Origin of the sequence: Amycolatopsis sp. cmx-8-4 (assembly GCF_046548675.1) — a bacterium.
Lineage (GTDB): Bacteria > Actinomycetota > Actinomycetes > Mycobacteriales > Pseudonocardiaceae > Amycolatopsis.
In genome coordinates this window covers 186866-209727 of sequence record NZ_JAEBDZ010000002.1, presented here as the reverse complement: position 1 = coordinate 209727, position 22862 = coordinate 186866, and the positions used below count along the sequence as shown (strand labels likewise).

The 22862-nt window shown below is 74.1% G+C and carries 1 protein-coding gene; it reads left to right on the top strand.

What is annotated here, in order from left to right; translation table 11 throughout:
* Positions 1-5 precede the first annotated feature (5 nt).
* Positions 6-22829 carry a type I polyketide synthase gene (locus ACLJQZ_RS04290; protein ID WP_410618703.1) on the top strand — a complete coding sequence of 7608 codons (22824 nt, stop codon included), beginning with the start codon at positions 6-8 and terminating at the stop codon, positions 22827-22829.
* Positions 22830-22862 lie beyond the last annotated feature (33 nt).

The window sequence follows — 22862 nt, the reverse complement described above, 5'->3', positions numbered from 1 at the left end:
TTCGAATGCCTGACGAAAGCAAGTACCTCGAGTACTTGAAGCGGCTCACGGCCGACCTGCGCACCGCCCGCCGGCAGCTGCGCGACGTCGAGGAGCGGGACACCGAGCCGATCGCCATCGTCGCGTCGAGCTGCCGCTTCCCGGGTGGTGTGCGCAGCCCGGAGGACCTGTGGCAGCTGGTCACGACCGGCGGTGACGCGATTTCGGACTTCCCCGGCGACCGCGGCTGGCGGCTCGAGCCCGGCCGTCACGATGGACACAGCGTGCCGCAGGGCGGATTCCTCTACGACGCACCGAAGTTCGACGCCGGGTTCTTCGGCATCAGCCCGCGCGAGGCCCTGGCCGTCGACCCGCAGCAGCGTGTCCTGCTCGAGGTCGCCTGGGAGGTGTTCGAGCGGGCGGGCATCCCGGCGGACGCCGTCCGCGGCTCGGACACCGGCGTCTTCATCGGCGCGGCGTCGTCGCAGTACGGCGCGGGCAGCGGCGCGGAACTGGCCGGGCTCGCGGGGCACCTGCTCACCGGCAACGCGACCAGCGTCGTCTCCGGACGGCTGGCCTACACCTTCGGGCTGGAGGGCCCTGCGGTCACTGTGGACACCGCGTGCTCGTCTTCGTTGGTGTCGCTGCACTTGGCGGTGCACGCGCTGCGCACCGGCGAGTGCTCGATGGCGCTGGCCGGCGGCGTGACCGTGATGGCGCACCAGGGCACGTTCGTCGCCTTCGACAGTCAGCAAGGGCTTTCTCCGGACGGGCGCTGCAAGGCGTTCGGCGCCGCGGCCGACGGCACCGGCTGGGCCGAGGGCGCCGGAGTCCTGCTGCTGGAACGGCTCTCCGACGCCCGCCGCAACGGCCACGACGTCCTCGCCGTCGTGCGCGGCACCGCGGTCAACTCCGACGGCGCGTCCAACGGCCTGACCGCCCCGCACGGCCCGTCCCAGCGCCGGGTCATCCGCCAGGCGCTGGCCAACGCGCGGCTGTCCGCCGCGCACATCGACCTGCTCGAAGCGCACGGCACCGGCACGAAGCTGGGTGACCCGATCGAGGCGCAGGCGCTGCTCGCCACCTACGGCCAGGAGCGCGAGCCGGGGCTGCCGCTGTGGCTCGGCTCGCTGAAGTCGAACCTGGGCCACGCCCAGGCCGCGGCCGGTGTCGGCGGCGTGATCAAGCTGGTCGAGGCGCTGCGGCACGCGAAGATGCCGCGCACATTGCACGCCGACGAGCCGACCCCGCACGTCGACTGGGCTTCGGGTGCGGTCGAGCTGCTCACCGAGGAACGCGACTGGCCGGCGACCGGACGTCCCCGGCGTGCCGCGGTGTCCGGTTTCGGGATCAGCGGGACCAACGCGCACGCGATCCTGGAGGAAGCACCCGAGCCCGAGCCGCTCGCGGAAGACGCCAAGGTAGTCGTCATCCCGCCGCGCGCGCTGCCGTCACCGCTGCCGGTGCTGGTGTCGGCCCGCAGCGCGGAGGCCCTGCGCGCGCTCGCCGGAGACTTCGTCACCCACCTGACCGCACGGCCCGAGCTGCGGCTCGCGGACGTCGCGTTCTCGGCCGCGGCCGGTCGCTCTTCCCTGGAACACCGCGCTGTCCTGCTCGCCGAGGACCGCGAAGCGCTGCTCACCGGCCTAGCCGCGCTGGCGGGCGACACCGCCGCGCCGGGCCTGGTCCGCGGGGTTACGGCCGTGCGTGGCCGATTGGCATTCCTCTTCACCGGTCAGGGCAGCCAGCGGGCCGGCGCCGGGCGGGAGCTGTACGCAGCGTTCCCGGAGTTCGCGGCCGCGGTCGACGAGATCTGCGCCGCGTTCGAGTCCCACTTGGACCGTCCACTCAAGACAGTCTTGTTCGACGAGACCGGTCTGCTCGACCGGACCGAGTACACCCAGGCCGCGCTGTTCACCCTAGAGGTGGCGCTGTTCCGGCTGCTGGCGCACTTCGGCGTCACGCCGGACTTCCTGGTCGGCCACTCGATCGGCGAGCTGGCCGCCGCGCACGTCGCCGGGGTCTGGTCCCTGGCCGACGCCGTCACGCTGGTCGCCGCGCGCGGCCGGCTCATGCAGGCGCTGCCGCCCGGCGGTGCGATGGTGGCTCTGCAGGCGACCGAGGACGAGGTTTCGGTATATCTGTCAGACCGTGTGACCGTTGCGGCGGTGAATGGCCCGGATTCGACGGTCATCTCGGGTGACGAGGACGCGGTGCTGGCCGTGCTGGCGCGCTTCGTCGACCTGGGCCGCAAGACCAAGCGGCTCGCCGTGAGTCACGCGTTCCACTCGTCGTTGATGGATCCGATGCTGGCGGAATTCCGCGGTATAGCGGAGTCTCTGTCATACGGTCAGCCGGTTATACCGATAGTCTCGAACGTCACCGGCGCTCCGGCCACCGCGGCCGAGCTGGCCGACCCGGAGTACTGGGTGCGGCACGTCCGGCAGGCCGTCCGGTTCGCCGACGGCATGCGCACGCTGACCGCGAAGGGCGTCACGACGTTCCTCGAGCTGGGTCCGGACGGCGTGCTGTCCGCGCTCGGCCGCGAGTCCGCCGGCCCGGACGCGGTGTTCGCCGCCATGTTGCGGGCCGGCCGTCCCGAGCCCGGCTCGGCGCTGGCCGCTCTCGCCGCCGTCCACGTGCACGGCGTCGCCGTGAACTGGCCGGTGCTGTTCGAGGGCGCCCGGCGGGTCGAGCTGCCGACCTACCCGTTCCAGCGGGAGCACTACTGGATCGAGCCGAGCGCCGCCACACCGGCCACCACCGCCGAGGACGCCGGGTTCTGGCAAGCCGTCGACAGCGGCGATCCGGCCGCGCTCGCCGCTACGCTCGACCCGGGTAACGCGGACCTGGCGTCGTCGCTGGGCGACGTCCTGCCCGCGCTGGCGTCCTGGCGCGACCGCCGCCGCGAAGAATCCATTGTGGACGGCTGGCGGTACCGGATCTCGTGGACCCCCAAGCCGATCGCGACCGGCGAACTGTCCGGCACGTGGCTGGTCGTCGGCCCGCCCAGCCCGCTCGCCGTCTCGGCTGTCGACGCCTTGGCCGCGCACGGCGCGCGGGTCCGCTGGATCGCCGACGCAAGCGAACTGCCCGGCGCCATCGACAGTGCGGGGGACCTGGCTGGCAACCTCGCCGACGCGAGCGAACTGCCCGGTGGCCTCGCGGGAGCGGGCGGCCTGGCTGGGGACGTCGCCGGTGCGAGCGACTTGGTTGGCAACCTCGGCGCCACGAGCGAACTGGCCGGCGGCCTCGCAGGCGAGCCGCTCGCCGGGGTGCTCTCCCTGCTCGCACTCGACGAGACCCCGGACCCCGCGCACCCCGGCCTGGCCACGGGCCTGACCGGCACGATCGAACTGATCCAGGCCCTCGGCGTGACCGCGCCGATCTGGCTCGCGACCTCCGGCGCGGTCGCCACCGGCCGCGCCGACCGGGCCGTCACCCCGGCCCAGGCGCAGGTCTGGGGCCTCGGCCGGGTGCTCGGCCTGGAGGAGCCCGGCCGCTGGGGCGGGCTCGTCGACCTCCCGGCCGAGCTGGACGCCCGCGCCGGTGCCCGGCTGGCCGCGGTGCTCGCCGACGCAAGCGAAGACCAGGTCGCCGTGCGCGCCAGCGGCGTGTTCGCCCGCCGCCTGGTCCGGGCCCCGGCGACGCCGGTGCGGTCCTGGGCCCCGCGCGGCACCGTCCTGATCACCGGCGGCACCGGCGCCCTCGGCGCGCAGGTCGCCCGCCGCCTCGCCGCCACCGGTGCGGAACGCCTGGTGCTGACCGGCCGTCGCGGCCTGGACGCGCCGGGCGCGGCCCAACTGCGTGACGAACTCACCGCGCTCGGCGTGGACGTCGTCGTCGCGGCGTGCGACGTCGCCGACCGCGACGCCCTGGCCGCGTTGCTCGCCGAATACCCGGTGACGTCGGTGTTCCACGCCGCCGGCGCGACCGGATCGGCGCCGCTGCACGAGACGTCCCTTGCGGAGTTCGCGGAACTCTCGCGGGCCAAGGTGCTCGGCGCGGCCAACCTCGACGAACTCGTCGGCGAGGTCGACGCCTTTGTCCTGTTCTCCTCGATCGCCGGGGTCTGGGGGAGCGGCGGGCAGGCCGCGTACGCGGCGGCGAACGCCCACCTGGACGCCCTGGCCGAGCAGCGACGATCTCGCGGGCTGACCGCGACCGCGATCGCCTGGGGCCCGTGGGCCGGGGGCGGCATGGTCGAGGGCGACGGCGAGCAGCAGCTGCGCCGTCGCGGCCTGCCGCCGATGGCCACCGAGCCGGCGCTCGCCGCGCTGGCCGGGGCGCTCGATGGTGACGAGACCACGGTGACCGTCGCCGACGTGACCTGGGCGGCCTTCGCGCCCGGGTTCGCCGCGGCGCGCCCGCGTCCGCTGCTCGCCGAGCTGCCCGAAGCGGTCGCCGCGCTGACCGGCGGCCCCGCCCGCACGGAGTCCGAGGTGGGGGCCGAACTGCGCGCGCGGCTCGCCGCGCAACCGTCCGAAAAGGACGCTCTCGGCGTGCTCGCCGGGATCGTCCGCGCCGGTGTCGCCGCCGTGCTCGGGTTCACTTCGGTGGCCGACGTGCGCGACGACCGCCCGCTGGCCGACCTCGGCTTCGACTCGCTCACCGCGGTCGAGCTGCGTGACCTCCTGGCCACCGAGACCGGGCTGAACCTGCCGGCGTCGCTGGTGTTCGACCGGCCGACGCCGGAGCTGCTCGCCGCGCACCTGCACGCCGAGCTGATCGGCGACGCGCCGGTCGCCACCGTCATCAGTACGTCCACTGTGGACGACCCGATCGCCATCGTGGCGATGAGCTGCCGGTACCCCGGCGGCGTCACCTCGCCCGAGGACCTCTGGCGCCTGGTCGAGGGCGGCGTCGACGGCATCGGCCCGTTCCCGGCCGACCGCGGCTGGGACCTCGACGCACTGTACGACCCCGACCCGGACAACCCGGGCACCAGCTACACCCGCGAAGGCGGGTTCCTGCCCGCGGTCGGCGGGTTCGACGCGGCCTTCTTCGGCATCTCGCCGCGCGAAGCGCTGGCCATGGACCCGCAGCAGCGTGTGCTGCTGGAAACCGCGTGGGAGGCGTTCGAGCGCGCGGGCATCGACCCGCGTTCGGTGCGCGGCAGCCGGTCCGGCGTGTTCGTCGGCTCGAACGGCCAGGACTACGCGGCTCTGCTGATGCGCTCCGGCAACGCCGGCGAGGGCTACCTCGCCACCGGCAACGCCGCCGCCGTCGTGTCCGGCCGGCTGGCCTACACGTTCGGCCTCGAAGGCCCCGCGCTGACCGTCGACACGGCGTGCTCGTCGTCGCTGGTCGCGCTGCACCTGGCCGCGCAGGCCCTGCGCAACGGCGAGTGCACGCTGGCGCTGGCCGGTGGTGTCACGGTCATGACCACGCCGACCGCGTTCGCCGAGTTCTCCCGTCAGCGCGGTCTGGCCGCCGACGGCCGCTGCAAGTCCTTCGCCGCCGCGGCCGACGGCACCGGCTGGGGCGAGGGCGCCGGGCTTCTGCTGCTGGAAAGGCTTTCCGACGCGCAGCGCAACGGCCACCCGGTGCTCGCGCTGGTCGCGGGCAGCGCGGTCAACTCCGACGGCACGTCCAACGGCCTCACCGCACCCAACGGCCCAGCCCAGCAGAACGTGATCCGCCAGGCGCTCGGCGCGGCCGGGCTCACGCCGTCCGATGTGGACACCGTGGAGGCGCACGGCACCGGCACGGTGCTCGGCGACCCGATCGAGGCGCAGGCCCTGCTGGCCACCTACGGCCGCGACCGCGACGGCGAACCGCTGTGGCTGGGCTCGCTGAAGTCGAACATCGGGCACACCCAGGCCGCCGCCGGGGTCGGCGGCGTGATCAAGGCCGTCCTCGCGATGCGGCACGGCATCCTGCCGCGCACGTTGCACGTCGACGAGCCGACCCCGCACGTGGACTGGACGTCCGGCGCGGTCGAGCTGCTGACCGAGCCGCGGGCCTGGCCCGAGACCGGACGTCCGCGCCGCGCCGGCGTGTCGTCGTTCGGGGTCGGCGGGACCAACGCGCACACGATCATCGAGCAGGCCCCTTCTGCCGAGCCGGCTCCGGACCGCGGTGCGCGGCCGTCGCTGGCGCCGGTCGTGCTGTCCGCGCGCACGCCGGAGGCGCTGCGAGCGCAGGCGGCGGCACTGACCGTCGACGCCGACCTGGGTGACCTCGCCTTCTCCCTGGCCACCTCGCGGGCGGCGCTCGACCACCGCGCGGTCGTCACCGGGGAGACCGCCGAGGACGTCGAGCGCGGCCTGCGCGCGTTGGCCGAGGGCCGGTCCGACGCCGCTCTCGTCCGCGGTGAGGCCGGTGGCGGGCTGGCGTTCCTGTTCACAGGCCAGGGCAGCCAGCGGGCGGGGATGGGCCGGGAGCTGTACGCGGCGTTCCCGGTGTTCGCGGACGCCCTGGACGCGGTGTGCGCGGAGTTCGACACGCACCTCGACCGTCCACTGCAGACAGTCCTGGTCGAAGACTCCGAGCTGTTGGACCAGACCGCGTACACCCAGGCTGCGTTGTTCGCGGTCGAGGTGGCGCTGTTCCGGTTGCTGGAGCACTGGGGTCTGCGCCCGGACTTCCTGGTGGGCCACTCGATCGGCGAGCTGGCCGCGGCGCACGTCGCCGGTGTCCTCTCGCTGACGGACGCGGTGACGCTGGTCGCCGCCCGGGGCCGCCTGATGCAAGCTCTGCCGTCGGGTGGCGCGATGGTGGCTCTGCAGGCGACGGAGGCGGAGGTTTCGGTATATCTGTCTGACCGTGTGACCATCGCCGCGCTGAATGGCCCGGACTCGACAGTCATCTCCGGTGATGAAGACGCCGTGCTCGCGGTCGCGGCGCAGTTCGCCGAGCTGGGCCGCAAGACCAAGCGCCTGGTTGTCAGTCACGCGTTCCACTCGCCTCTTATGGACCCGATGCTGGCCGAGTTCCGCGGTATAGCCGAGTCTCTGTCTTACGGTAAGACGGTTATACCGATAGTCTCGAACGTCACCGGTGAGCTGGTGACCGAGTTCGACGCGGCCTACTGGGTGCGGCACGTCCGCGACGCCGTCCGGTTCGCCGACGGCATGCGCACCCTGATGGACCGCGGTGTCACGACGTTCCTGGAGCTGGGCCCCGACGGCGTGCTGTCCGCGATGGGTCAGGACTGCGTCGCCGACGGCACCTTCGCGCCGCTGCTGCGGTCCGGCCGCCCGGAACGCGACACCGTCGCCACCGCGCTGGCCACCGCGTACGCGCACGGCGCGAAGATCGACTGGGCCGGGCTGTTCGCGGGCGCCGACGTCCGCCGGATCGACCTGCCCACCTACCCCTTCGAGCACAAGACGTTCTGGCCCGAGCCCGCCGTCGCCCCGGCCTCGGGCGCCGAGGACGCCGGGTTCTGGCAGGCCGTCGAAACCGGCGACGCGGACGCGCTCGCCGCGACCCTGAACCTGCCCGCCGGTTCGCTCGCCGACGTCCTGCCCGCGCTCGCCGGCTACCGCCGCCGCGGTCAGGACAGGTCCACTGTGGACTCCTGGCGCTACCGGATCGAGTGGCTGCCGGTGCCGTCGGACACGACCCCGGAGCTGTCCGGCCGCTGGCTGCTGGCCGGGGCCGACGACCTCGGTGTCACCGCCGCCCTCGCCGCGCACGGCGCCGAGGTCGAGCCGCTGACCCCGGCGGCGCTCGACGGCCCGGTCGCCGGTGTCGTCTCCCTGCTCTCGCTGGACGAGCAGGACGGCCTCGCCGCGACGCTGGACCTGGTCCAGACCCTGGCCGCGCACGAGATCGCGGCCCCGCTGTGGCTGGTCACCTCGGGCGCCGTCGGCACCGGCCGCGCCGACCGGCCGCGCAGCGCCACCCAGGCGATGACCTGGGGGTTCGGCCGCGTCGTCGGCCTGGAGTACCCGCAGCACGGCGGTGGCCTGATCGACCTGGACACCACGCTGGACGAGCGCGCCGCCACCCGGTTCGCCCGGGTGCTGGCCGACGGGACCGAGGACCAGGTCGCGATCCGCGCCACCGGCGTCTTCGGCCGGCGCCTCACGCACGCCGCGCCCGCCACCACCGCCTGGACTCCGCGCGGGACGGTGCTCGTCACCGGCGGCACCGGCGCGCTCGGCGCCCACGTCGCCCGCCACCTGGCCGCCGAGGGCGTCGACCGGCTGGTGCTCACCAGCCGTCGCGGCCTGGACGCGCCGAGCGCGGCCGAGCTGCGTGACGAACTCGCCGGGTCCGGAGTGGACGTCGTCGTCGCGGCCTGCGACGTCGCCGACCGCGACGCGCTTGCCGCGCTGCTGGCCGAGTACCCGGTGAACGCCGTAGTGCACGCGGCCGGCGCGGGCGACCCGGCACGGCTCGCCGACCTGACGCGGGACGGGCTCGCCGCCGTCGTCGGGGCCAAGGTCACCGGAGCGGCCAATCTCGACGAACTCGTCGGGGACGTCGACGCGTTCGTCCTGTTCTCGTCGATCGCGGGCGTGTGGGGGAGTGGTGGCCAGGCCGCCTACGCCGCCGCAAACGCTTACCTCGACGCGCTCGCCGAGCAGCGTCGCGCCCGCGGCGCCACGGCGACCGCGATCGCCTGGGGCCCGTGGGCCGAGGGCGGCATGGTCGGCGCCGAAGCCGAGGCCGACCTGCGCCGCCGTGGCCTGCCGGCGCTCGCGCCCGAACTCGCCGTCACCGCGCTGACCTTCGGTGACGCCGCTGTCGTGATCGCCGACGTCGACTGGGCCCGCTTCGCTCCCAGCTACCAGCTGGCTCGGCGGCGGCCGCTGATCGGTGACCTGCCCGAGGTTCGCGCGCTCGACACCGCCCCGGCGACCGGGGACCGGCCCGCGCTCGTCACCCGCCTCGCGCCGCTCGCCCCCGCCGAACGGGAGCGCGCTCTGCTCGACGTCGTCCGCGCGGAGGCCGCGCTCGCGCTCGGCCACGCCGGCCCGGACGCCACCGCCGCGGTGCCGGCGGCCCGCGCGTTCCGCGACCTCGGCTTCGACTCGCTGACCGCGGTCGACCTGCGCAACCGCCTCACCGCGGCGACCGGGCTGACGCTGCCCGCGTCGCTCGCCTTCGACCACCCGAACCCCGAGGCGCTCGCCCGGCAGCTCGACGCGGAGCTGTTCGGATCCATCCACAATGGACCCGAGACGCCGGTCGCGGTGGTGACCGGCGACGACCCGATCGTGGTCGTCGCGATGAGCTGCCGCCTGCCCGGCGGCGTGCGCAGCCCGGAAGACCTCTGGGACCTGGTCGTCTCCGGCGGCGACGCGGTGACCGAGTTCCCCGCCGACCGCGGCTGGGACCTCGGCGCGCTCTACCACCCGGACCCGGCCCACCCCGGCACGTCCTACGCCCGTACCGGCGGTTTCCTGCACGACGCGGGCGACTTCGACCCGGCGTTCTTCGGCATCAGCCCGCGTGAAGCGCTTTCGATGGACCCGCAGCAGCGGCTGCTGCTGGAGACGTCGTGGGAGGCGTTCGAACGGGCCGGCATCCCGGCGGAGTCCCTGCGGGGCAGCCGGACCGGCGTGTTCGTCGGCTCGAACAGCCAGGACTACGCGACCCTGCTGATGGTCGCGCGGCAGGACGCCGAGGGGTACGTCGCCACCGGCAACGCCGCGAGCGTCGTCTCCGGCCGGCTCGCCTACACCTTCGGGCTGGAGGGCCCGGCCGCGACGATCGACACCGCGTGCTCGTCTTCGCTGGTCGCGGTGCACTGGGCCGCGCAGGCGCTGCGGGCCGGCGAGTGCTCGTTGGCGCTGGCCGGCGGGGCGCTCGTGATGGCCACCCCCGGCACGTTCATCGAGTTCTCCCGCCAGCGCGGCCTCGCCGCGGACGGCCGTTGCAAGGCGTTCGCCGACGCGGCCGACGGCACCGGCTGGGGCGAAGGCGCCGGAATGCTGGTGCTGGAAAGGCTTTCCGACGCCCGCCGCAACGGCCACCCGGTCCTCGCGGTCCTGCGAGGCTCAGCGATCAACTCCGACGGCGCGTCCAACGGCCTCACCGCACCCAACGGCCCGGCCCAGCAACGCGTGATACGCCAGGCCCTCGCCGCCGCCGGACTGTCCACTTCGGACGTCGACGTCGTCGAGGCGCACGGCACCGGCACCACCCTGGGCGACCCGATCGAGGCGCAGGCCGTGCTGGCGACCTACGGGCGTGACCGCGACGGCGAGCCGCTGCTGCTGGGCTCGCTGAAGTCGAACATCGGGCACACGCAGGCCGCCGCCGGCGTCGCCGGGATGATGAAGATGATCCTGGCGATGCGGCACGGTACCGTGCCGAAGACGCTGCACGTCGACGCGCCGTCGTCCCAGGTGGACTGGACGGCGGGAGCGGTCGAGCTGGTCACCGAGGCCCGCCCGTGGCCCGAAGTGGGCCGCGCGCGGCGCGCCGCCGTGTCGTCGTTCGGCATGAGCGGCACCAACGCGCACGTGGTGCTGGAAGAGGCGCCGCCCGCCGACCAGGCGCCCGCGGTCTCGGTGCCGGTGGCGTCGTGGACGCTGTCCGCGCACACCGCCGAGGCCCTCCGTGAGCAGGCCGCCCGGCTGCTGACGCACCTGGACGCCGTCGACGGCTGGGAGCCGACGGACGTCGCGTATTCGCTGGCCACGACCCGTTCTCTGCAGCCGCACCGCGCGGCTGTGAACGGCACCGACCGCGAGACGCTCCTGGCCGGGCTCGCGGCTCTGGCCGCGGGCGAACCGTCGGCGCTCACCGGCGTCGCCGGGGAAGGCCGGCTGGCGTTCCTGTTCACGGGTCAGGGCAGCCAGCGGGTCGGGATGGGCCGTGAGCTGTACGAGGTGTACCCGGTCTTCGCCGACGCGCTGGACGCGGTCTGCGCGGAGTTCGACACCCACCGCGACCGTCCACTACGGACTGTCCTCTTCGGAGAATCCGAGCTGCTGAACCAAACGGCCCACACCCAGGCCGCGCTGTTCGCCATCGAGGTCGCCCTGTTCCGGCTGGTGGAGCACTACGGTCTCCGGCCCGACTTCCTCGCGGGCCATTCGGTCGGCGAGCTGGCTGCGGCGCACGTTGCCGGGGTCCTGTCGCTGGCGGACGCGGTGACGCTGGTCGCCGCGCGTGGCCGCCTCATGCAGGCGCTGCCGGGAGGCGGCGCAATGGTGGCGATCCAGGCAACGGAGGCGGAGGTCTCGGTATATCTGTCTGACAGTGTGACCATCGCCGCGATCAACGGCCCGGCCTCTACCGTGATCTCCGGCGACGAGGACGCCGTCCTGGCGGTCGCGGAGCACTTCGCGGATCGCAAGACCAAGCGGCTGACGGTGAGCCACGCGTTCCACTCGCCGTTGATGGATCCGATGCTGGCTGAGTTCTGCGGTATAGCGGAGTCTCTGTCTTACGGTCAGTCGGTTATACCGATAGTCTCGAACGTCACCGGCGAGCTGATGACCGAGTTCGATGCGGGCTACTGGGTGCGGCACGTGCGCGAGGCCGTGCGGTTCGCCGACGGGATGCGGAGCCTGGCCGACCGCGGGGTGACGACGTTCGTCGAGCTGGGCCCGGACGGCGTGCTCTCCGCGATGGGCCAGGACTGCGTCGCCGATGCCGTCTTTGTCCCCGTGCTGCGGAGCGGACGGCCCGAAGAGCAGACCTTTGCCCACGCCCTCGGGCAGGCGCACGTCCGCGGTCACGTCCCGGACTGGGCCACGGTCCTGGCCGGCGCCCGCCGGATCGACCTGCCCACCTACGCCTTCCAGAACCGCCGCTACTGGCCGGAAGTCGAGTTGCCGAACGGCTTCGAGGCCACCGCGGGTGTCGCCGACGCCGAGTTCTGGACCGTCGTCGAAGCCGACGACCCCACCGCGCTCGCCACGACCCTCGCCATCACCGAGCGCGACGCCGAGACGCTGCTGCCCGCACTGGCGAACTGGCGCCGGTCCGGCCAGGAGAAGTCCACAGTGGACTCCTGGCGGTACCGGATCACCTGGCAGCCGCTGACCGACCTGCCCGCGCCGGTACTGTCCGGCACCTGGCTGCTGCTGGCCCCCGCCGGCCACCCCCTGTCCGGGGTGCTGACCCGCTACGGCGCGGACACCGTCGTCGTCGAGCCCGCGGCTCGCGAATCCCTGGCCCTCGAGATCGCCGGCGCCGTCTGGGAACGCGAGATCGCCGGGGTGCTTTCGCTGGTCACGGCCGACGACCCGGCCACCGTGTCCGCGCAGCTGCTCGACGTGCTGCGGGCGCTGGGTGACGCCGACGTCGCCGCGCCCCTGTGGGTAGCGACCGAAGGCGCGGTCTCGACCGGGCGCGCCGACCGCGTCCGCGCCGCCGGGCAGGCCGCCGCGTGGGGCCTGGGCCGGGTGGCCGGCCTGGAGCTGCCGCAGCGCTGGGGTGGCCTCGTCGACCTGCCGGAGGTGCTCGACGAGCGGGCCGGCGCCCGCCTCGCCGGGGTGCTCGCCGGCGCCGAGGACCAGGTCGCCGTCCGCCTCTCGGGTGTGCACGTCCGCCGTCTCGTCCGCGCCGAAAAGTCCACAAAGGACTTCTGGGCGCCGCGAGGGACCGTGCTCGTCACCGGCGGCACCGGCGCCCTGGGCGCGCAGGTCGCCCGCTGGGCCGCGGAAAACGGCGCCGAGCGGCTGATCCTGACCAGCCGTTCCGGGCTCGCCGCGCCGGGTGCCGAAGCACTGCGGGACGAGCTCGGCGTGGACGTCGTGATCGCCGCTTGCGACGTCACCGACCGCGACGCCGTCGCCGCTCTGCTCGCCGAATACCCGGTGGACGCCGTGGTGCACGCCGCGGGTGTCGACCGTCCGACGCCCCTGGCCGACGGCGACCCCGCCGAGTTCGCCGACGTCCTGGCCGCCAAGGTCGCGGGCGCGGCGAACCTCGACGCTGTGCTCGGAGAGACCGCGCTCGACGCGTTCGTCCTGTTCGCCTCGATCTCCGGGACCTGGGGTTCCGGCGGCCAGGGCGCGTACTCGGCCGCCAACGCCTACCTCGACGCGCTGGCGCAATCGCGTCGCGACCGCGGCTTGACCGCGACCGCCGTCGCCTGGGGCCCCTGGGACGGCGGCGGCATGGCCTCGCGCGGCGACGCCGCCGACCAGTTGCGCCGCCGCGGTCTCGAGCCGATGTCCGCGACGCTCGCGGTCCGCGCGCTCGCCCAGGCCGTCGGCGCCGGCGAAACCGCGCTGGTCGTGGCCGACGTCGACTGGGCGCGGTTCGCGCCGTCGTTCGCCGCGGCCCGCCCGCGCCCGCTGCTCGACACCATCCCCGAGGTCGCCGCCGCACTGGCCGGCGACGAAGAGACCACCGAGACGTCCGAGTTCGCCCGGCAGCTGGCCGACCTGGCCGGCGCCGAGCGCGAGCGGGTGCTGCTGGACCTGGTGCGCACGCACGCGGCCGCCGTTCTCGGCCACGAGGGTGTCGGCCAGATAGCACCGCGCCAGGCCTTCCGCGAGCTGGGCTTCGACTCACTCACCGCGGTCGAGCTGCGCAACGCCCTGGGCACCGCGACGGGCCTGCGCCTGCCCGCGACGCTCGTGTTCGACCACCCGACTCCGTCCGTGCTCGCCACGCACATCGCCAGTCTGCTGCTCGGCGGCGAGGCCGTCGCGCGGGCCGCGGTCAGCACCGTGCGTGACACCGACGACCCGATCGCGATCGTGGCCATGAGCTGCCGGTACCCCGGGGACGTCCGCTCGCCGGAGGACCTCTGGCGGCTGGTGGCCGACGGCCGCGACGCGGTGTCCGAAATGCCCGGCGACCGTGGCTGGAACCTCGACGCGCTGTACGACCCGGACCCCGACAGCGAAGGCACGTCTTACGCCCGCGAAGGCGGCTTCTTGCACGACGCGGCCGAGTTCGACGCCGACTTCTTCGGCATCTCGCCGCGCGAAGCGCTCGGCATGGACCCGCAGCAGCGGCTCCTGCTCGAGATCACCTGGGAGGCGTTCGAACGCGCCGGGATCGACCCGAAGGCGGTGCACGGCACCGAGGTCGGCGTCTTCGCCGGCACCAACAGCCAGGACTACGCGGCGCTGCTGATGACCGCGCCGCAGGGCGCCGAGGGGCACGTCGCGACCGGCAACTCCGCCAGCGTCGTCTCGGGCCGGCTCGCCTACACCTTCGGGCTCGAAGGCCCGGCCGTCACGGTGGACACCGCGTGCTCGTCTTCGCTGGTCGCGCTGCACCTCGCGGCGCAGGCCCTGCGCAACGGCGAGTGCTCGCTGGCGCTGGCCGGCGGGGCGCTGGTGATGGCCACCCCGGGCACGTTCGTCGAGTTCTCGCGGCAGCGCGGCCTCGCGCCGGACGGCCGCTGCAAGGCGTTCGCCGCGGCCGCCGACGGCACGGGCTGGGGCGAGGGCGCCGGGATGCTGCTGCTGGAGCGGCTGTCCGACGCGCGCCGTCACGGCCACCCGGTGCTCGCGCTGGTGCGCGGGACCGCGATCAACCAGGACGGCGCGTCCAACGGCCTCACCGCACCCAGCGGCCCGGCCCAGCAACGCGTCATCCGCCAGGCACTCGCCAACGCCGGGCTGGCTGCTTCGGACGTCGACGCCGTCGAGGCGCACGGCACGGGCACGGTGCTCGGCGACCCGATCGAGGCGCAGGCACTGCTCGCGACCTACGGGCAGGACCGGACCGAGCCTTTGTTGCTGGGCTCGCTCAAGTCCAACATCGGCCACACCCAGGCGGCCGCGGGTGTCGGCGGGATCATCAAGATGGTCGAGGCGATGCGCCACGGCGTGCTGCCGAAGACGCTGCACGTCGACGAGCCGTCACCGCACGTCGACTGGACCGCGGGCGCGGTTTCGCTGCTGACCGAGGCGTGCGGGTGGCCGGACGCGGGACGTCCGCGCCGCGCCGGGGTGTCGTCGTTCGGCATGAGCGGCACCAACGCGCACGCCGTCATCGAGCAGGCGCCGGACTTCACGCCGGCCGCTCAACCGGTTGGCCAGGCGTCGTTGCCGGTGCCGGGTGCGGGTGCCGGACTGGTCGGCCGGGTGCCGTTGTCGGGTGCTGGTGCCGGGCCGGTCGGCCGGGTGCCGCTGCTGGTGTCGGGTACCGACGCCGAGGCCGTCCGGGCGCAGGCCCGCCGGCTGCTCGCGCACTGGGACGCCGCTCCGCACGTGGCGCCGGCCGAGCTGGCCGTCGCGTCGGCGACCACCCGGGCGGCGTTGCCCGCTCGGGCCGCGCTCCTGGCCACCGGCCGGGACGACCTGCGCGCCGCCCTCGGTGCTCTCGGCCGCGGTGAGGCCGGAGTCTCGACGGTGACCGGCACGGCGTCCGGCGGCCGGCTGGCGTTCCTGTTCACGGGCCAGGGCAGCCAGCGGGTCGGGATGGGCCGTGAGCTGTACGCGGCGTACCCGGTCTTCGCCGACGCGCTGGACGCGGTCTGCGCGGAGTTCGACACGCACCTGGACCATCCACTTCGGACGGTCATCTTCGAGGACCCGGCTCTGCTCGACCAGACCGCGTACACCCAGGCCGCGTTGTTCGCGGTCGAGGTGGCGTTGTTCCGCTTGCTGGAGCACTGGGGTCTGCGGCCGGACTTCCTGGTGGGTCACTCGATCGGCGAGCTGGCGGCGGCGCACGTCGCCGGTGTTCTCTCGCCGACGGACGCGGTGACGCTGGTCGCCGCGCGTGGCCGCCTGATGCAGGCGCTCCCGTCGGGTGGCGCGATGGTCGCTCTGCAGGCGACCGAGGCGGAAGTTTCGGTATATCTGTCTGACCGTGTGACCATCGCCGCGTTGAACGGCCCGACCTCGACGGTGATCTCCGGCGACGAGGACGCCGTACTGGCGGTCGTGGCGCACTTCGCGGATCGCAAGACGAAGCGCCTGGTCGTGAGTCACGCGTTCCACTCGCCGCTGATGGATCCGATGCTGGCCGAGTTCCGCGGTATAGCGGAGTCTCTGTCTTACGGTAAGACGGTTATACCGATAGTCTCGAACGTCACCGGTGAGCTGGTGACCGAGTTCGACGCGGACTACTGGGTGCGGCACGTGCGTGAGGCCGTCCGGTTCGTCGACGGCATGCGGACCCTCGAAGCGAGCGGCGTCACCACCTTCCTCGAGCTGGGCCCGGACGGCGTGCTGACCGCGCTCGCCCAGGACTGCGTGGCCGGCGGGGTGTTCGCCCCGGCGCTGCGCGGCGACCGGCCCGAGGAGGACGCGCTCGTCGCGGCCGTCGCCACCGCGCACGTCCACGGCGTTTCGCCGGACTGGACGGCGGTGGCCGGTGGCCGCCACGCCCACGTCGACCTGCCGACCTACGCGTTCCGGCGCCGGCGCTTCTGGCCCGAAGCCGCGGCTCCGGCCGCGGCGATCGACGGAACCTCGGGGACCGAAGCCGAGCGGGAGTTCTGGATCGCGGTGGAGAACGCGGACCTCGGCGGGCTCGCCGGCACCCTTGCGCTCACCGGCGACGAGCCGTTCAGCGAGGTCCTGCCTGCCTTGTCGGCCTGGCGCCGCCAGCAGCACACCGAGTCCACTGTGGACGGCTGGCGATACCGGACGGCCTGGCAGCCCTGGACGGACCTCGGCGAGTCTGCGCTGTCCGGCACCTGGCTGGTCTCCGACGGCGCCCCCGCCATGTCCGACGCCGTATCCGACGCCGTGACCCGGGCCGGTGCGGACGTCGTCCGGATCACCCTGGACGAGACCCTCGCCGCGCAGCTCGCCGGCGTCGGCGAGGTGGCGGGCGTGCTGGCGGTGCTCACCGACGACGCCGGCGACCTCGCGATGCCGGACTCGCTCAAGGCCGCTCTGACCACGCTCCGGGCCCTCGGCGAGGCCGGTGTCGGCGCCCCGCTGTGGGTGCTGACCAGCGGCGCCGTGTCGACCGGCCGGGCCGACCGGCTGCGCAGCGCCGCCCAGGCGATGATCTGGGGTCTCGGCCGCGTCGCCGCGCTCGAACTGCCCCAGCGCTGGGGTGGCCTGATCGACCTGCCCGAGAACCTCGACGAGCGAGCCGGTGCCCGCCTCACCGCGATCCTCAACGGCGGCAACGAGGACCAGGTTGCCGTCCGCGGCTCCGGTGTCTACGTGCGCCGCCTCGTCCGGGCTCCGCGACCGGTGGCCACGGCGTCATGGACGCCGCGCGGGACCGTCCTGATCACCGGCGGTACCGGCGCGCTGGGCGCGGAGGTCGCCCGCTGGGCGGCCGAGAACGGCGCCGAGCGGCTGGTGCTGACCAGCCGCCGCGGCCTCGACGCGCCGGGTGCCGCGCAGTTGCGTGACGAGCTTGCCGAGTCCGGTGTGGACGTCGTGATCGCCGCCTGTGACGTCGCCGACCGTGACGCCGTGGCCGCGTTGCTGGCCGAGTACCCGGTGAACGCCGTGGTGCACACCGCGGGTGTCGACTCGCCGACCGATCTGACCACTGTGGACACCGAGGCGTTCGCCGACGTGTTGTCCGCGAAGGTGCTCGGAGCGGCCCATCTGGACAGCCTGGCCGGGGCGGTGGACGCGTTCGTCCTCTTCTCTTCGATCTCCGGTGTGTGGGGCGCGGGTGGGCAGGCCGCCTACTCGGCCGCCAACGCCTACCTGGACGCGCTCGCCCAGTCGCGCCGCGACCGCGGGTTGCCGGCCACGGCCGTCGCCTGGGGTCCGTGGGCCGGTGGCGGCATGGCTTCGCGTGGTGACGCGACGACGCACCTGCGCCGCCGCGGTGTCACGCCGATGCGGCCGGAGACGGCGATCGCCGCGCTCGCCCAGGCGGTGAACCAGGATCCGGCCGTGGTCGTGGCCGATGTGGACTGGACGCGGTTCGCGCCGTCGTTCGCCTCGGTCCGCCCGCGTCCGCTGCTCGACGGCGTGTCCGAGGCTCGGGTCGCCCTCGCCGCGGCGGAAGCCGCGCCGGTGACCGGCGACGACACCTTCCGCACCCGGCTGGCCGGCATGGGCCGCGCCGAACAGGACCGGACGCTCGTCGCGCTGGTCCGGGCCGAGGCGGCCGCGGTGCTGGGCCACGACGGCGCAACGGCGATCGAACCCGGCCGGGCGTTCAAGGACCTCGGCTTCGACTCGCTGACCGCCGTCGAACTCCGCAACCGGCTCGCCACCGCGACCGGTGTCCGGCTGCCCGCGACCGCCGTCTTCGACCACCCGAACTCCACCGCGCTGGCCGCGAGCCTGCGGGCGGATCTGGTCGGCGAAACGGTGACCACTGCGGTCGAGACCGTGTCCACTGTGGACGACGACCCGATCGCCATCGTGGCGATGAGCTGCCGTTACCCCGGCGGCGTGCGGTCTCCGGAAGACCTCTGGCACCTGGTCGCCGACGGCATCGACGCCGTCTCCGAGTTCCCCGCCGACCGCGGCTGGGACCTGGGCACGCTGTACGACCCGAGCCAGGAAGCGTCCGGCACGAGCTACGCCAAGGAAGGCGGCTTCCTGCGCGGCGCGGCGGACTTCGATCCGGCGTTCTTCGGGATCAGCCCGCGTGAGGCCCTGGCCATGGACCCGCAGCAGCGGTTGCTGCTGGAGACGTCGTGGGAGGCGTTCGAGCGCGCGGGCATTCCGCCCAAGGCGTTCCGCGGCAGCCGGACCGGCGTGTTCGCCGGCACCAACAGCCAGGACTACGCGGCGCTGCTGTTCGGCGCGGCGGAGAACACCGAGGGCTACGTCGCCACGAGCAACGCGGCGAGCGTCGTCTCCGGCCGGCTGTCCTACACGTTCGGCCTGGAAGGCCCGGCGCTGACGGTCGACACGGCGTGCTCGTCGTCGCTGGTCGCCGTCCATCTCGCGGCCCAGGCACTGCGGCAGGGCGAGTGCGAACTCGCGCTGGCCGGCGGTGTCCTGGTCATGGCGACCCCGGGCACGTTCATCGAGTTCTCCCGCCAGCGCGCGCTGGCGGCGGACGGCCGCTGCAAGGCGTTCGCCGAGGCTGCCGACGGCACGGGCTGGGGTGAAGGCGTCGGCATGCTGCTGCTGGAGCGCTTGTCTGACGCGCAGCGCAATGGCCACCCGGTGCTGGCGATCGTCCGGGGGAGTGCGATCAACCAGGACGGCGCGTCCAACGGCCTGACCGCGCCGAACGGTCCCGCGCAGCAGCGCGTGATCCGACAGGCGTTGACCAGTGCCGGTCTGTCCACTTCGGACGTCGACGCGGTCGAGGGCCACGGCACCGGAACCACTCTGGGCGATCCGATCGAGGCGCAGGCGTTGCTGGCCACGTACGGCCAGGACCGCGAAACCCCGTTGCTGTTGGGGTCTTTGAAGTCCAACATCGGGCATACGCAGGCGGCCGCAGGCGTAGGCGGGATCATCAAGATGGTCCAGGCGATGCAGCACGGGCTGCTGCCGAAGACGCTGCACGTCGACGAGCCGTCGTCCCAAGTGGACTGGAACACCGGCTCCGTCGAGCTGCTGACCGAGGCACGCGAGTGGCCCGAGGTGGGGCGCCCGCGTCGCGCCGGCGTCTCGTCGTTCGGCATGAGCGGCACCAACGCCCACGTCATCCTCGAGCAGGCCCCCGAAACCCCGGAGGCCACTGCTTCGGAGACACGGCCAGTGCTCCTGCCCTGGGTGCTGTCCGCGCGCAGTGCCCCGGCGCTGCGCGCCAGGGCTGCCGAACTGGTCGCCGACGTCGATCCGCTGGACCTCGCGCACGCCCTCGCCACCCGGCGCGGCGCGCACGAGCACCGCGCGATGATCGTCGCGCCGGACCAGGAGGCGCGGCTCGCCGCGCTGGCCGCGCTCGCCACCGGTTCCTCCGCGCCCGGCCTGGTCGAGGGCACGGTCGGCAACGGGTCGCTGGCGTTCCTGTTCACCGGACAGGGCGCGCAGCGTGCCGGGATGGGCCGCGAGCTGTACGCGGCACACCCGGCGTTCGCGACCGCGTTTGACGCCGTCTGCGCTCACCTCGACCAGCACCAGCACCTGGACCATCCACTGCGGACAGTCGTGTTCGCCGCGCCCGGCTCGGACGATGCGGCGCTGCTCGACCACACCGGCTACACCCAGCCCGCGCTGTTCGCGCTCGAAGTCGCGCTGTACCGGCTGCTCGAGAGCTTCGGCGTCACCCCGGGCTTCGTCGCCGGGCACTCCATCGGCGAACTGGCCGCCGCGCACGTCGCCGGGGTGTTCGACCTGGCCGACGCGGCCGCGCTGGTGGCGGCCCGCGGCCGGCTGATGCAGGCCCTGCCGTCCGGTGGCGCGATGGTCGCGATCCAGGCGAGCGAGGACGAGGTCGTGCGGCTGCTCACCGACGGTGTGGCGATCGCGGCGGTCAATGGTCCACAAGCGACAGTCGTTTCCGGTGACGAGCAGGCTGTACTGGATCTGGCCGCCGGATTCGGGGCCACCGGGCGCAAGACCCGGCGGCTCACCGTCAGCCACGCCTTCCACTCGCCGCGGATGGACCCGATGCTGGCGGAGTTCCGGGCCGTCGCCGAACGCGTCACCTACACGCCGCCGCGGATCCCGCTGGTGTCCACAGTGACCGGTGAGCCGGCGACCGAGCTCGGCGCGGACTACTGGGTCGGCCAGGTCCGCGAGGCGGTGCGCTTCGCGGACGCCGTCCGCACCCTGGAGATGGCCGGCGCGACGACGTTCGCCGAGATCGGCCCGGACGGCGTGCTCAGCGCGATGGCCGCCGAGTCGTTCACCGGCGTGACCGAGGACCCGGTCGTGTCGCCGGCCCTGCGCGGCGACCGGCCCGAAGCCGACGCGTTCGCCGCGGCCCTGGCCCGGCTCTACGTCCGCGGGTTCGCCCCGGACTGGGACGTCGTCTTCGCCGGCACCACGCCGCGCCCGGTCGACCTCCCGACCTACCCGTTCCAGCACGCCCGCTTCTGGCCGACGGCCGCGCCCGCTCCGGAAAAGGCTTCCGCGGGCGACGACGAGTTCTGGACGGCCGTGCGCCAGGGTGACTTGTCGACACTGCCGGGGTTCCCCGCGGACGCGCTGCAGGAAGCGCTGCCCGCGTTGTCCGAGTGGCACGAAGGCCGTCGAGAGCAGTCCATCGTGGACTCCTGGCGCTACGGCGTCAGCTGGGTCTCCTTCGAGACCAGTGCTTCGCCGGCGTTGAAGGGGACATGGCTGGTCATCGGCGTGCCCGGCGACGAGCGCACCGCTCCGATCGCCGACGCGCTGGAAACGCACGGCGCGAAGGTCGTCGGCCTCGACGTCGACCCGCACGCGTCGTTCGCCGACCCGCTGTTGCTCGCCACCGCCGGGCACGAGTTCGCCGGGGTGCTTTCGCTGCTCGGTACCGCCGAGGGCGCGCACCCGGACCACCCGGTGCTGCCCACGGCGGTGGCCGGCACGGTCACGCTCGTCCAGGCCCTGGCGGAGATCGGGCTCGGCGCTCCTTTGTGGATCGTCACCCGCGACGGCGTCGACCGGCCGGAACCGGCGCAGGTCTGGGGCCTCGGCCGGGTCGTCGCGCTGGAGTACCCGCAGCGCTGGGGCGGCCTGGTCGACCTGCCCGAGCGGTTCGACGACCGGGCCGCGACCCGGTTGGCCGCGGTGCTCGCGGGAGACCGCGACGGGGAGGACCAGGTCGTGATCCGGCCGTCCGGGACGCTGGCCCGCCGGCTGGAACGGCGGCCGCGCACCGGCACCGGCACCTGGACCCCGCGCGGCACGGTGCTCGTCACCGGCGGCACCGGTGCCCTCGGCGCCCGGGTCGCGCTGTGGCTGGCGAAGAGCGGCGCCGAGCATCTGGTCCTGACCAGCCGCCGGGGTGCGGACGCGCCCGGCGCGGCCGAACTGACCGCCGGGCTCACCGAGCTGGGCGCCCGGGTGAGCGTGGTCGCCTGCGACGTCGCCGACCGCGACGCCGTGGCGAGCCTGGTCGCCGAGTACCCGCCGAACGCCGTTGTGCACGCCGCCGGACTGGACGTCCCGGTGCCGCTGCCCGAGGTCACACCGGCGCTGTTCGCGCAGGTCCTGGCCGGCAAGGTGGCCGGCGCACGGTACCTCGACGAGCTGCTCGGCGACACCCCGCTCGACGCGTTCGTGCTGTTCTCCTCGATCTCCGGGATCTGGGGCAGCGGCGGCCAGCCCGCCTACGCGGCGGCCAACGCGAGCCTCGACGCGCTCGCAGTGTCCCGGCACGCCCGGGGCCTGGCGGCCACCGCGGTTTCGTGGGGCCCGTGGGCCGACGGCGGCATGGCGCAGGGCGCACCCGAAGAGCACCTCCGCCGTCGCGGCCTGCCCGCGATCGCGCCGGACGCGGCGATCACCGCGCTCGGCCAGGCCCTCGCGGACGGCGACCCGCAGCTCACCGTCGCGGACGTCGACTGGGCGCGGTTCGCCCCGGCGTTCGCGGTGAGCCGGGCGCGGCCGCTGCTGACCGGCGTGCCGGAGGCGGCGAAAGCCATGGCCCCGGCGGAAGAATCGGTCGCCGTCGGCGAAACCGCTTTCAGCCGGCTGCTCGCCGACGCTCCGGCGTCCGAGCGGCAGGACACGCTCACCGGGGCGATCCGGCGGGAGGCCGCGGCCGTGCTGGGCCACGCCGACGGCGTCGAGCAGGTCGGCCCGAACCGGGCCTTCCGCGAGCTCGGGTTCGACTCACTGACCGCGGTCGAACTCCGCGATCGGCTCGCCACCGCCTCCGGGCTGCGACTGCCGGCGACGCTGGTCTTCGACTACCCGACGCCGTCGGCGCTGGCCGCGCACCTGCTGGCCGGGCTGGCCCCGGACGCCGGCTCGTCGCTGCTGGACGAGCTGGAACGGCTGGAGACCGCGCTGGCCACAGCCGACGTCCCGTCCGGAGTGGACGATCTGCACGGCGCGGTCGCCGCCCGGCTGCAGGCGGTGCTGGCGCGCTGGAACGACCGCCGCGCCGGTGAGCCGAAGGTGACCGCCGCGCAGCAGCTGAGCGACGCGAGCGCGGACGAACTCCTCGAATTCATCGACAACGAGCTGGGGATGTCATGACGGGCACGAACCGTCCACTGGGGAATGAGGGGC